7 protein-coding genes are annotated in these 13287 nt (G+C 74.0%); 1 reads left to right on the top strand and 6 read right to left on the bottom strand.

Annotated elements, in window-relative coordinates:
- The first annotated feature begins 177 nt into the window (after positions 1–177).
- Positions 178–2796 (top strand): glycosyltransferase family 1 protein, encoded by a 2619-nt coding sequence (locus tag FHX78_RS10300; RefSeq protein WP_145867143.1) that lies wholly within the window; start codon positions 178–180, stop codon positions 2794–2796.
- Between the two features lie 260 nt (positions 2797–3056).
- Here the strand turns inward: FHX78_RS10300 and FHX78_RS10295 are convergent, their stop codons facing one another.
- The 6 genes from FHX78_RS10295 to FHX78_RS10270 all read right to left on the bottom strand — a co-directional run bounded on the left by FHX78_RS10295 (position 3057) and on the right by FHX78_RS10270 (position 13120).
- On the bottom strand, positions 3057–3578 hold the full coding sequence (locus FHX78_RS10295; protein WP_145867142.1) for a DUF1990 family protein: 522 nt from the start codon (positions 3576–3578) through the stop codon (positions 3057–3059).
- 71 nt (positions 3579–3649) lie between these two features.
- Entirely contained in the window at positions 3650–5692 is a 2043-nt protein-coding gene (locus tag FHX78_RS10290; protein ID WP_145867141.1) for a M4 family metallopeptidase, read from the bottom strand.
- A gap of 279 nt (positions 5693–5971) precedes the next feature.
- Complete coding sequence (locus tag FHX78_RS10285; RefSeq protein ID WP_145867140.1) at positions 5972–7732, bottom strand: ABC transporter ATP-binding protein; 1761 nt, start codon at positions 7730–7732, stop codon at positions 5972–5974.
- Positions 7729–9450, bottom strand: coding sequence for an ABC transporter transmembrane domain-containing protein (locus tag FHX78_RS10280; RefSeq protein WP_145867139.1), 1722 nt, complete (start codon positions 9448–9450; stop codon positions 7729–7731). The genes FHX78_RS10285 and FHX78_RS10280 overlap by 4 nt, the downstream gene beginning before the upstream one ends.
- Positions 9451–9476: 26 nt before the next feature.
- On the bottom strand, positions 9477–11327 hold the full coding sequence (locus FHX78_RS10275) for an ABC transporter ATP-binding protein (protein WP_145867138.1): 1851 nt from the start codon (positions 11325–11327) through the stop codon (positions 9477–9479).
- Positions 11324–13120, bottom strand: a complete 1797-nt coding sequence (locus FHX78_RS10270) for an ABC transporter ATP-binding protein (protein WP_145867137.1) — start codon at positions 13118–13120, stop codon at positions 11324–11326. Before FHX78_RS10270 ends, FHX78_RS10275 begins: the two co-directional genes overlap by 4 nt.
- Positions 13121–13287: the final 167 nt, after the last annotated feature.

Raw genomic sequence — 13287 nt, 5'->3', positions numbered from 1 at the left:
ACAAGAACGCCTACGGGGGCGGAATCGGCCATATCCGCCATGAGATGAAACGTTTGGGCCGGGGTGCGGCGGCTGCCGTGTTCCCGGGCTTCCCGCGCGGAGCGTGTCCGCGCGGGTACTGTCGGCAGCGATGCCCGGACGCACACCGCGTCTCTCACGAACGCGCCGAGGTGGCTTGTGAAGGCGATCCGTCGATTCACCGTCCGACCCGTGCTCCCCGACCCCCTCCGGCCCCTGAGCGATCTGGCCCGCAACCTGCGCTGGTCCTGGCACACCGGGACGCGCGACCTGTTCCGCTCCGTCGACCCCGGACGCTGGGCCGCCGTCGGCGGCGACCCGGTACGGCTGCTCGGCAGCGTGCCCGCCGAGCGGCTCACCGAACTGGCCGCCGACCGCGGCTTCCTGGACCGCCTCGACGCGGTGGCGGGCGATCTGCGCGCCTACATGACCGGCGACCGCTGGTACCAGGCGCAGACCGACCGGCTGCCCGCCGCCGTGGCCTACTTCTCCCCGGAGTTCGGCATCACCGCCGCCCTCCCGCAGTACTCCGGCGGACTCGGCATCCTCGCCGGCGACCACCTCAAGGCCGCCAGCGACCTCGGCGTCCCCCTCATCGGCGTCGGACTGCTCTACCGCCACGGCTACTTCCGCCAGTCCCTGTCCCGGGACGGCTGGCAGCAGGAGCACTACCCCGTCCTGGACCCCAACGAGCTGCCCCTGGACCAGCTCAAGGAGGCCGACGGCACCCCCGCCCAGGTCACCCTCGCCCTGCCCGGCGGCCGCTCCCTGCGCGCCCGGATCTGGCTGGCCCAGGTGGGCAGGGTCCCGCTGCTCCTGCTGGACTCCGACATCGAGGAGAACGACCTCGGTGAACGCGGCGTCACCGACCGGCTCTACGGCGGCGGCAGCGAGCACCGGCTGCTCCAGGAGATGCTGCTCGGCATAGGAGGGGTCCGCGCGGTGCGCGCCTACTGCCGGCTGACCGGGCACGCCGGACCCGAGGTGTTCCACACCAACGAGGGCCACGCCGGGTTCCTCGGCCTGGAGCGCATCGCCGAACTGCGCGGCGAGGGGCTGGACTTCGACGCGGCGCTCGAGGCGGTCCGCGCGGGGACCGTGTTCACCACCCACACCCCCGTCCCGGCCGGCATCGACCGCTTCGACCGGGACCTGGTCGCCCGCCACTTCGGCCCGCACGCCGAACTGCCGCACATGGAGGTCGACCGCATCCTCCGGCTCGGCATGGAGACCTACCCCGGGGGCGAGCCCGGCCTCTTCAACATGGCCGTGATGGGCCTGCGCCTGGCCCAGCGCGCCAACGGCGTCTCCCTGCTGCACGGCGACGTCAGCCGCGAGATGTTCGCGGGCCTCTGGCCCGGCTTCGACCCCGAGGAGGTGCCCATCACCTCCGTGACCAACGGGGTGCACGCGCCGACCTGGGTCGCCCCCGAGGTGTTCCGGCTCGGCGCCCGGCAGATCGGCGCGCAGCGCGCAGAGGAGGCGCTGAGCGTCGGCGACTCCGACCGCTGGGACTCCGTCGCGGACATCCCCGACCGGGACATCTGGGAGCTGCGCCGGTCCCTGCGCGAACTGCTGGTGCTGGAGGTGCGCGAGCGGCTGCGGGCCTCCTGGCGGCAGCGCGGCGCGGGGACGGCCGAGCTGGGCTGGATCGACGGGGTGCTCGACCCGGACGTGCTGACCATCGGCTTCGCCCGGCGGGTCCCGTCGTACAAGCGGCTGACGCTGATGCTGCGCGACCGGGCGCGGCTGACGGAGCTGCTGCTGCACCCCGAGCGGCCGGTGCAGATCGTGGTGGCGGGCAAGGCGCACCCGGCGGACGAGGGCGGCAAGAAGCTCATCCAGGAGCTGGTGCGGTTCGCCGACGACCCGCGGGTGCGGCACCGGATCGTGTTCCTGCCCGACTACGGCATGGCCATGGCGCAGAAGCTCTACCCCGGCTGCGACATCTGGCTGAACAACCCGCTCCGGCCGCTGGAGGCGTGCGGCACCAGCGGCATGAAGGCCGCGCTCAACGGCTGCCTGAACCTGTCGGTCCTGGACGGCTGGTGGAGCGAGTGGTTCCAGCCCGACTTCGGCTGGGCGATCCCCACCGCGGACGGGGCCGGCACCGACCCCGACCGGCGCGACGCCATAGAGGCCGACGCCCTCTACGACCTGCTGGAACAGCGGATCGCGCCGCGCTTCTACGAGCGCGGCGAGAGCGGGCTGCCGGACCGCTGGATCGAGATGGTGCGCCGGACGCTGAGCCTGCTCGGCCCGAAGGTGCTGGCCGGGCGCATGGTCCGCGAGTACGTCGAGCGGCTGTACGCGCCCGCCGCCCGCGCGCACCGCGCGATGGAGCCGGACGCCGCGCGGGCGCTGGCCGCGTGGAAGGCCAGGGTGCGTGCCGCCTGGCACGGCGTGACCGTCGACCACGTCGAGACGTCCGTGACCGCGGCCACCGCCGAGCTGGGCACCACGCTCGCGCTGCGCGTGCGGGTGGGCCTCGGCGACCTCGGCCCGGACGACGTCGAGGTGCAGGCGGTCGCCGGGCGGGTCGACGAGGAGGACCGCATCACCGACGCGTCGGCCGTGCCGCTGAAACCGGTCGGCGCCCCGGACCAGGAGGGCCGCTGGGTGTACGAGGGCCCGCTCTCCCTGGACCGCACCGGCCCCTTCGGCTACACGGTCCGCATCCTGCCCGCCCACCGCCTGCTCGCCTCGGGCGCGGAACTGGGCCTGCTGGCCGTCCCGTCGGAGGAGCTGGCGGAGGCGGCGGGGCTGCTGATGCGGTGAGCGCCCCGCAGGGCGGCCGGTGGCGAGGTGAGCGCCGGCGCGGGGTGTGGCGCGGGTGCGTGTGGGCTGCGGAAGTCTGCGGGACGCGGCGCGGGCCGCCCGGGGGCTGTGGGGTCGGCCGCCTGTGGGGCCCGCCCGGGGGCGCAGGGGCCGGCCCGCTGAAGTGCGCGCGCCCGGGGGCTGCGGGGGGCCTCCCGCGCCCGGGCCCCGGGTGTGCCGGTTCGTCGGTCGTCGTGGGCGGGCTCGCGGGGCCCCGGGTGTCAGTCCTCCTCCACGCCCCGGGTGGCCAGGCGGCGCAGGACCTTTCCGCAGCGGCGGGCGTAGGCGTGCTGGAGGCCGCGGGTGGCGGGGCCGCCCGCGCGGGAGTACCAGCGGGCCGGCCTGCTGAACGCGGAGACGGTCAGCCACACCGTCCCGTCGCCCGTGCGGTCCACCACGAAGGACTCCTCGCCGCTCTCCGGGTGGCCCGCCAGCGTGCCGTACGCCCAGCCGGCCCTGCGGTGCTCCTCCACCGTCCACACCACCCGGCAGGGCGCCCGGACGACACCGGCGAGGGTGATGGTGACGTCGACGTCCGGGGCCGCGCGCTCGGCGGTGGTGTCCACCCCGACGCCCAGCTCGCGGTGGAGCTCCCAGGTGAGGAGCGCCTGCGCGGCCCGCCGGAAGACCTCCTCGCCCTCGCCGATGCGGGTGCGGACCCGCATCGGGTGGAATCCGGGAGGGCAGAAACCCGGCTCACGGGTCGCGCCGACGTGGTCGTAGGTGAAGTCCGCCGAAGACATGGGACCCAAGAGTAGGGCGGCGCCCACGCCAGGAGGAAAGGCGGGGCGCCGCTCGCGAGGTACGTCCGGCTTTACGGGAAGGTGAGCTTCCAGCCGTTGATGTAGCCCGTGTCGTACCGTGCCACGTCCTGCACCCGCAGCTGCCAGGTGCCGTTGGCGGTCTCCGAGGAGGCGTTGACCGTGTAGGTCTCGTTGATGTTGTCCGCCGAGCCGCCGGTACGGTTCCTCAGGCGGTACGCCGTGCCGTCCGGGGCCAGCAGGTCGACGACCAGGTCACCGCTGTAGGTGTGCACGATGTCCACCGAGACCTGGAGGTTGGAGGGCGCGTTGCCCGTCCGCCCGGAGACGCTGATCGAGGAGGTCACCGCGGCACCGGCGTCCGGGACCGCCACGTCGGTGGTGCTCTCGAAGGACGTGCCGCCACCGCCGCCGTCACCGGAGCGCGAGCCGACGTTGATGCCCGCCCAGGCGTCCTGCACCGCCTTGTACTCGGCGCTGTCCGTGCCGTACAGCTCACCGGTCGCCGCCAGGGTGCCGGTGCGGGCGCCCGCGTAGTTGGTGGTGGAGGTGAACTTCGTGGTCAGCGCGCGGAACCAGATCTTCTCCGCCTTGGCGCGGCCGATGCCGGTGACCGGGAGGCCGTCCGAGGTGGGCGAGTCGTAGGTGACACCGTTGATGGTCTTGGTGCCGCTGCCCTCGCTCAGCAGGTAGAAGAAGTGGTTCGCGGGGCCGGACGAGTAGTGCACGTCGATCGAGCCGATGCCGGAGTACCAGCTGTCCTTGGACGCGCCGTCCTTGCTGGGCTTGTCCATGTAGCGCAGCGGGGTGCCGTCGCCGTTGATGTCGATCTCCTCGCCGATGAGGTAGTCACCGACGTCGGAGGAGTTGTTGGCGTAGAACTCGACGGTCGCGCCGAAGATGTCGCTGGTGGCCTCGTTCAGACCGCCGGACTCGCCGCTGTAGTTGAGGCCCGCGGTGTTCGAGGTGAGGCCGTGGGTCATCTCGTGCGCGGCGACGTCGATCGAGGTCAGCGGGTTGGCGTTGCCCGAGCCGTCGCCGTAGGTCATGCAGAAGCAGCCGTCGGACCAGAAGGCGTTGACGTAGTTGTTGCCGTAGTGGACCCGGGAGTAGGCGGCCGCGCCGTCGCCGCGGATGCCGCTGCGGCCGTGCACGTTCTTGTAGTAGTCCCAGGTCAGCGCGGCCCCGTAGTGGGCGTCGGCGGCGGCCGACTCCAGGTTGGACGGGGTGCCGTCGCCCCAGACGTCGTCGGAGCCGGAGAACAGCGTGCCGGTGCCGGAGGTGCCGCGGTTGAGGTTGTACGTCTTGTGCCCGCCGCGCGCCCCGTCGGTGAGGTTGTACGACGACCCGGACTGGGTGGTGCCCAGGGTGACGGTGCCGCTGTAGACGGTGTGACCGGTGCCGTTCTGGACGGCCTGCCACTCGTACAGCTTCTCGCCCGTGGTGGCGTCGGTGACGACGTGCAGCTCCTGCGGGGTGCCGTCGTGCTGGAGGCCGCCGACGACCGTCTCGTACGCCACGACCGGCTTGCCCCCGGCCGCCCAGATCACCTTGCGCGGGGCGCCGTCGACCTCGGCGCCCTCCGCCTTCTCGGCCTTCGCGGCGGACAGGGCCTGCCGCTCGGCCCGCGCGGCCGGGACCTCGGCGGTGGTCGTCGCGGGCTTCACCGCGGCGCGGGTGGCCTTGACGACGGAGTCGGCCTCGCCGGCCGTGTCGCCCTGGACGACCAGGTCGCCGCCGAGCACGGGCAGGCCGTCGTAGGTGCGCTCGTAGCGGACGTGCACGGTGCCGTCGCGGTCCTTGAGGACGTCGCGGACGACCAGCTTCTCCTTCGCGCCCAGGCCGAGGTCCTTGGCGGTGTCCGCCTTGGCGGCGTCCGCCTCACGGATCAGCGCGGCGCGCTGGGCGGGGGAGAGCCGGACGAGCTCCGAGCCGGGCCGGGCCTCGCCCGCCGCCGACGGTGCCTTCTCCGGGGCGGCGGTGGCGCTGCCGGACTGCACGGCCGTGGCGACCAGGGCGGCCACCCCGGCGAGGGCGACGGCGGCGGCGCGGCGGTGCGTGGTGCGGGGGGTGCGTCTGAGGGGCTTGCGTGTCAACGCTGACTCCTTCTGCGTGGCCGCGGGTCGCGCGGCCTGGGGAGACCGGACGGCGGGTGGGCCGGCCGGGCAGAACGGGGCGGTACGCAGAAACGTGCGGACGTGCGGGAGAGCCGTGGCCGCCACGCAGCGGACGAACCGAGCTGTGGGGTTGCTGTGGAGCGGCCGTGGGAAGAGTGGCAGGGGATCGCGGTTGCTGTCAGGAGCGCGTCATAACTTTGGCCGGAAACCGTTCGTTGTCCGGGAGTTCACGTTCGGTATACGAACGCCCGGGGTGCGCTACGAGGCTTCCGGCCGGTCCCCGTGCCAGGACCGCCACAGCGCCGCGTACACCCCGCCGGCCGCCACCAGGGCGTCGTGCGGGCCGAGTTCCGTCAGCCGGCCGTCCTCCATGACGGCCACCCGGTCCGCGTCGTGCGCGGTGTGCAGCCGGTGCGCGATCGCGATGACCGTACGCCCCCGGAGGACGGCGGCCAGCGCCCGCTCGGTGTGCCGGGCGGTCGTCGGATCGAGCAGGGCGGTGGCCTCGTCGAGGATCAGCGTGTGCGGATCGGCCAGCACCACCCGCGCCAGCGCGAGCTGCTGCGCCCGCGGACCGTCGGTGGGATGGCCCCCCTCGCCCAGCTCGGTGTCCAGCCCCTCCGGCAGCTCCCGCACCCACGCCTCGGCGCCGACCACGGCCAGCGCCGCCCACAACTCCTCGTCCCCGGCGCCCGGTTCGGCAATCCGCAGATTGTCGCGGACCGACCCCAGGAACACGTGGTGCTCCTGGGTGACCAGCACGACCTGCCGCCGCAGCCGCTCCGGGTCCAGCCCCGCCACCGGCACCCCGCCCACGGTCACGCTCCCCGAGGTCGGCGCGTCCACGCCCGCGAGCAGCCGGCTCAGCGTGGTCTTGCCCGCCCCGGACGGCCCCACCACCGCCAGCCGCTCGCCCGGCGTCACCGTCAGGTCGACCCCGCGCAGCACCTCGACGCCCCCGTCGTAGGCGTACCGCACCCCCGTCACGTCGATGCGGTCGTCGGCCGGATCCGGACCGTCGCCCCGCTCCGGCGCGCGCGGCGCCCGGGCCAGCCCCTCCACCCGCGCGAAGGAGGCGCCGCTGCTCTGCAACTGCTCCACCCGCATCAGCACCTCGTCCAGCGGCCCGCTCAGCTGCAACAGGTACAGGGAGGCGGTGACCACCGCGCCCAGGCTCACCTCGCCCCGCCCGTGCAGCCACCCGCCGGCCAGCAGCACCCCGGCCACCGGCACGGCGTACGACACCTCGACCACCGGGAAGAACACCGTGCGCAGGAAGAGGGTGTGGAACCGGGTGCGGCGAGAGGTCTCCAGCGCCTCCCGGCTCGCCCGGACCCGCCGCTCCCGCAGCCGGAACGCCTCCACCGTGCGGGCCCCCGCCGCCGTCGACGCGACGATCTCCGCCACGTCCGAGTTGGCCGCACCCTCGGCGAGATAGGCGTCCCGGGCACGGCGCAGGTACCAGCGCACCGCGAGCCAGATCGGCGTGAGACACAGCAGCCCGAGGGCGCCGAGCAGCGGATCCACCACGACGACCGCCGCCATCACGAACAGCGACTGCACCCCGTTGACCAGCAGCGCGGGCCCGGCGTCGCGCAGGGTCGTACCGACGGCGGTCACATCGGCCGTCCCCCGCGCCGTCAGATCACCGGTGCCTGCCCGCTCCACCACCGACGAGGGCAGCGCCAGGGCCCGGTCCACGAACCGTTCCCGCACCCGCGCCAGGGTCCGTTCCCCGAAGCGGTGCCCCACGTAACGGGCCCAGCGGGACAGCAGCAACTGCGTGACCGCGCACGCCACGATGACCGGCGCGAGACGGTCCACCACCGCCACCCCGCCCCCGTCGCGCACCTCGTCGACGATCCGCCCCAGCAGCCAGGGCCCGGCAAGACCCGCCACGGCCGCCAGCGCGTTCAGGACCAGCACGCCGGCGAACGCCCGCCCGTCCGCCCGCACCAGCCCCACCGACGCCCGGCGCACATCGGCGGGCCCGGCCAGGGGGAGCCGTTCCCCGCTCATCGCACGACCTCCTCGGCGGCGCTCTCGTCCGCGTCCCTGGCCACCAGCTCCCGGTACCCGGGCTCGCTGTCGAGCAGTTCACGATGGCCGCCGCTCGCCACCACCTTCCCGTCGGCCAGGAAGAGCACCCGGTCGACCCGGTCCAGCACCAGCGGCGAGGTGGTGGCCAGCAGCGTCGTACGTCCCTTCCGGGCCGCGCGCAGCCGGTCGGCGACCGTGGCCTCGGTGTGCGCGTCGAGCGCAGAGGTGGGCTCCACCGCCAGCAGCACCTCCGGGTCGGCCAGCAGCGCCCTCGCCAGCCGCACCCGTTGCCGCTGACCGCCGGAGAGGCTGCGGCCCTGCGCGGACACGACCGAGTCCAGCCCCTCGGGCAGCCCCTGCACGATGTCGTCGGCGGCGGCCGCGCGCAGCGCCCGCCGCACGTCCTCGTCGGAGGGGTCCCCGCGCCCGGCCACCACCTCCCTGAGCGGACCGGCGAACAGATCGGCCTCCGGGTCGGCGACCAGGATCCGCTCCCGCACCCGCGTGAGCGCGATCCCGTCCAGCCGGACCCCGCCCCAGGTGACCGCCGAGGGCGTGTACCGCCCGAGCCGGTCGACCACGGCGAGCGCGTCGGCGGGACGCGCGGCGACGAGCGCGGTCAGCCGGCCCGGAGCCACCCGCACCCCCGACTCCGGGTCCTCCAGCACGGACGGCTCGGCCGGCGGCTCGGCGGTGGCGGCGTCGGCCGGCGGCTCGAGCCGCAGCAGCGCCGTCACCCGCCGGGCGGCCACCACACCCCGGCTCAGCTGGTAACCGCACTCGACGAGGAACATCACCGGCCACACCAGGACGGCGACATAGCCGTACACCGACACCAGCTCGCCCACGCTGATGTGCCCCTGCGCGGCCTGCCGCGCCGCGATCCAGGTCACCCCCGCGAGGAACAGAGTCGGCAGCCCCGTGGACAGTGCCTGCATCCAGCTCGTCACGGCCCCGACCCGGTACCCCTGTTCCCGCAGCCGTCCCGAGTCCCGGCGGAACGCGTCGGCGACCAGGTTCTTCCCGCCCAGCCCGCTCAGCACCCGCAGGCCACCCGCCAGGTCCCCGATCCGCGCCGTCAGCACGCCCTGCCGCTCCCGGTACTCCGTCTCCGTGGTCCGCAACCACCCCGCCAGCGGCCCCACGACGAGGCAGATCACCGGCACGCCCAGCAGCACCACCACCGCCAGCAGCGGTGACACCGACAGCAGCAGCCCGGCCACCACCGCGTACGCCACGACCGCCCCCACCCCGGGTCCGACGGCCGTCAGCGCCCCGGCGATCGTCTGCACGTCGCCCACCCCGATGGTGACGACCTCCCCGGCCCCGGCTCGCCGCTCCAGCGAGGCCCCCAGCCGCACCGTCTGCCCCACGACCACCTTCACCGTGCGGAAGTTGGCGTCCATCCGCACCCGCGTCATCGTGCGGTGCCGCATGATGCTCAGCCAGGAGTTGAACCCGTTCACGACGAACAGGGCGCCGGTCCACAGCGCCAGCGCCCCCATGTCCCCCGGCCCCAGCCCGTCGTCCACGGCCCGCGACATCGCGTACGGCGTCGCCGCCAGCAGCACCATCCACACGCTGCCGAACACCGCCCCCGCCGCACACCGCCCCGGCTGCCGCATGACCAGCCACCACAGGTAGCGGGCCCCGCTCCGGTGGTCGGGCGTGCCGGGATCCTCGTACGCGTCGATCATCCGTCCCCCCTCGTCCGGTCCCGACGCTAGGCCAGACTGTCCCGCCAGGCCCGGTGCAGATCGGCGAACCTGCCCGTGCCGGCGATCAGTTCGGCCGGAGCGCCGTCCTCCACGATCCGGCCGTGCTCCATCACCAGCACCCGGTCCGCGATCTCCACGGTCGACAGCCGGTGTGCGATCACCACCGCCGTACGCCCCTTCAGCACCGTCGCCATCGCCCGCTGCACCGCCCGCTCGCCGGGGACGTCCAGCGAGCTGGTCGCCTCGTCGAGGATGAGGACCGCCGGGTCCGCGAGCAACGCCCGGGCGAACGAGACCAGTTGGCGCTGACCGGCCGAGATGCGGCCGCCCCGCTTGCGTACGTCGGTGTCGTAGCCGTCGGGCAGGGCGGCGATGAAGTCGTGCGCGCCGATCTCCTTCGCCGCCTGCTCGATCTCCTGACGGGTGGCGTCCGGCCGCCCGATCGAGATGTTCTCGGCGACCGTGCCGGAGAACAGGAACGCCTCCTGCGTCACCATCACCACCTCGCGCCGCAGATCGCGTCCCGTCAGGTCGCGCAGGTCCACGCCGTCGAGCAGCACCCGGCCGTCACGGGGGTCGTAGAACCGGGCCAGCAGCTTGGCCAGCGTCGACTTGCCGGCACCGGTCGAGCCGACGACCGCGACGGTCCGTCCGGCGTCGAGGGTCAGGTCGAAGCGGGGCAGCACCTCGCCGCCGGTGCGGTAGGTGAAACGGACGCCGTCGAAGACCACCTCGCGGCCGGGGAGCCCGGAGCGCCGCTCCGGCAGCTCGCGGGGCGCCGACGGCTCGGGCACCGAGGGGGTCTGCGCCAGCAGCCCGGCGATCTTCTCCAGCGACGCCGCCGCCGACTGGGCGGAGTTGAGGAACATGCCCAGCCGGTCGATCGGGTCGTACAGCCGCCGCAGGTACAGCACCGCCGCCGCCAGCACACCGAGCGCCAGCGTCCCGTCCGCGACCCGGTAGGCGCCCCACAGCACGATCAGCGCGACGGTGGTGTTGGCGGTGACCCGCGAGCCCACCACGTAGCGGGCCATCTCCAGCAGCGCGTCCCCGTTGGTCCGCTCGTGCCGCCGGTTCAGCACCCGGAACTCGGCGTCGTTGGCGGCCTCCCGGCGGAAGGCGCGCACCGGCCGGATGCCGTTCATCGTCTCGACGAACTTCACGATCACCGCGGCGATCGTCGTGGACCGCCTGCGGTACACCCGCGCCGCCCGCCGCCGGTAGGACCGCACGAGCAGGTACAGCGGCACGAACGACGCGACCGCCACGCCGCCCAGCCCCAGGTCCAGCCAGAGCAGCAGCGCCGAGATGTAGACGGCCGACAGGATGACCGTCACCAGTTCCTGCAGACCCTCCTCCAGCAGCTCCCGCAGCGACTCGACGTCGGTGGTGGAGCGGGAGATGAGCCGGCCGGAGGTGTACCGCTCGTGGAAGTCGACGCTCAGCGCCTGCGCGTGGCGGAAGATCCGGCCGCGCAGATCGAGCAGCACGTCCTGGCTGACCCGGGCGGAGGCGGTGACGAAGGCGTACTGCAGCGCCCCGGCCGAGGCCGCGCACAGCAGGTAGCCCACCGCCACCGCGATCAGCGGCCCGTGGTCGTCGCCGCGGAACGCGGGCACCGCCCGGTCGATGGCGTACGCCACCAGCAGCGGGCCCGCCTGCACGGCGGCCTGCTGGAGCAGCAGCAACAGCGCGGTGACCGCGACCCGGCCGCGCATCGGCGCGAGCAGGGAGCGCAGCAGCGCGCCGGTGGCACCCGGGGGAGCGGGCAACTGGTCCCGGTCGAAGGGGTCACCGGACGTCGCGGTCCGGTCGTCGTCCGCGTCCTCGGCGGGTGCGGTGGTGGCCGCCGTCATCGCTGGTCCTCCTGTTCCCCCGCCGGGTCACCGGACATCAGGTGGGCGTACTCGGGGTGGGTACGCAGCAGTTCGTGGTGGGTGCCGACCGCGGTGATCCGGCCGCCGGAGAGCAGCGCGACCCGGTCCGCCAGCAGCACGGTGGACGGGCGGTGGGCCACGATGAGGGCCGTGGTGTCGGCGAGCACCCGGCGCAGGGCGGCCTCGACCGCGGCCTCGGTGTGCACGTCGAGCGCGGACAGCGGGTCGTCCAGGACCAGGAAGCCGGGCCGGCCGACGACGGCCCGGGCCAGCGCGAGACGCTGCCGCTGCCCGCCGGAGAGGCTCAGCCCCTGCTCGCCGACCTGGGTGTCCACGCCCTGGGGCAGCGCGTGCGCGAAGCCGGCCTGCGCCACGCCGAGCGCGCGCTCCAGGTCCTCCTCGCCGTTTCCGCCGCCCATCAGCACGTTCTCCCCGACGCTCGCCGAGAACAGCGTGGGCTCCTCGAAGGCGACGGCGACCCTGGAGCGCAGTTCCTCCCGGGACATGGCCGTGATGTCCGTCCCGTCGAGCGTGATCCGCCCCGAGGTCACCTCGTGCAGCCGCGGCACGAGAGCGGTGAGCGTGGTCTTCCCGCTGCCGGTGGCCCCGACGAGCGCGAGCGACTCACCGGGACGGATGTGCAGGTCGATGCCGTCCAGCACCGGCGGGGAGCCGGGCGGCGCGTCGGGGTAGCGGAAGCAGACGTGCTCGAACCGCAGCCCGTCCGCGGCCCCGCTCCGGGGCGCCGGGCCGCGCGGCCCGGCCTTCTCGGCACCGGACTCCGGCTCCGCGTCCATCACCTCGAAGTAGCGCTCCGTGGCCGTCGCCGCCTCCTGGCTCATCGCCAGCAGGAACCCGATCGAGTCCACCGGCCACCGCAGTGCCAGCGCCGTGGACAGGAACGCCACCAGCGTCCCCGCGGACAGCGACCCGTCCGCCACCCGCACCGCCCCGAGCACCAGCGCCGCCCCGATCGCCAGCTCCGGCAGCGTCACGATGACGCCCAGGATCGTGGCCAGCAGGCGGGCCTTGTGCAGCTCCGTCCCGCGCAGCTTCCCCGACAGCTCCCGGAACGCCAGCGCCTGACTGCGGTGCCGGCCGAAGCCCTTGATGATCCGGATGCCGAGCACGCTCTCCTCGACCACCGTCGTCAGGTCGCCCACCTGGTCCTGCGCCAGCCGCGCCGCGCCCGAGTACTTCTTCTCGAAGACGACGCAGGTGAGGAGCACCGGCACCGCGGGCACCAGGACGACCAGCCCCAGCGTCCAGTCCTGGATCAGCATGATGACCACGCCGACGACGATCGTCACCCCGTTGACCAGCAGGAAGGTCAGCGGGAAGGCGAGGAACATGCGCAGCAGCATCAGGTCGGTGGTGGCCCGGGACAGCAACTGCCCCGAGGGCCAGCGGTCGTGGAAGGCGACCGGCAGCCGCTGCAGGTGCCGGTACAGGTCCGCCCGCATCTCCGCCTCGACCCGTGACAGCGGACGGGCCACCAGCCAGCGCCGGTATCCGAACAGCAGGGCCTCCGCGAGCCCGAGCAGCAGCAGGTACAGCGCGCCGAGCCACACCCCGGCCGGGTCCCGGTCGGCGACCGGACCGTCCACCATCCACTTCAGTACGAGCGGTATGACCAGCCCGATGCAGGAGGCGACGATCGCGATGAACGCGGCGGTGAACAGCCGCGCGCGGACGGGCCGCACGTAGGGCCACAGGCGCAGCAGCGTGCGCACGGCGGAGCGGGGTTCCGGGGCGTCAGGTGTGGTGGGCATCAGCAGCGAGAGTACGGATCGCCACTGACACTTCCCACCGAGTTTCGACCGGACCCGTGTCCGCCGTCGGTCCTACGACCTGTGCGTACGCCCGGCGCGCGCGCCGCGCCCGCGCCGTCGGTGGCGCACACACGCCGTGCCCGGAGCTGGGCCGTACGGCGCCGCGC

This window comes from Streptomyces capillispiralis, assembly GCF_007829875.1.
GTDB lineage: Bacteria > Actinomycetota > Actinomycetes > Streptomycetales > Streptomycetaceae > Streptomyces > Streptomyces capillispiralis.
The sequence above is the reverse complement of the archived record's forward strand: the minus strand, read 5'-3'. Positions and strand labels throughout refer to the sequence as shown.

Excerpts from the sequence above, each read along its gene's own strand:
- FHX78_RS10295 (WP_145867142.1), bottom strand. The coding sequence starts at position 3,578 with ATGTCTTCGGCGGACTTCACCTACGACCACGTCGGCGCGACCCGTGAG.
- FHX78_RS10285 (WP_145867140.1), bottom strand. The coding sequence starts at position 7,732 with ATGAGCGGGGAACGGCTCCCCCTGGCCGGGCCCGCCGATGTGCGCCGG.
- FHX78_RS10280 (WP_145867139.1), bottom strand. The coding sequence starts at position 9,450 with ATGATCGACGCGTACGAGGATCCCGGCACGCCCGACCACCGGAGCGGG.
- FHX78_RS10275 (WP_145867138.1), bottom strand. The coding sequence starts at position 11,327 with ATGACGGCGGCCACCACCGCACCCGCCGAGGACGCGGACGACGACCGG.
- FHX78_RS10270 (WP_145867137.1), bottom strand. The coding sequence starts at position 13,120 with ATGCCCACCACACCTGACGCCCCGGAACCCCGCTCCGCCGTGCGCACG.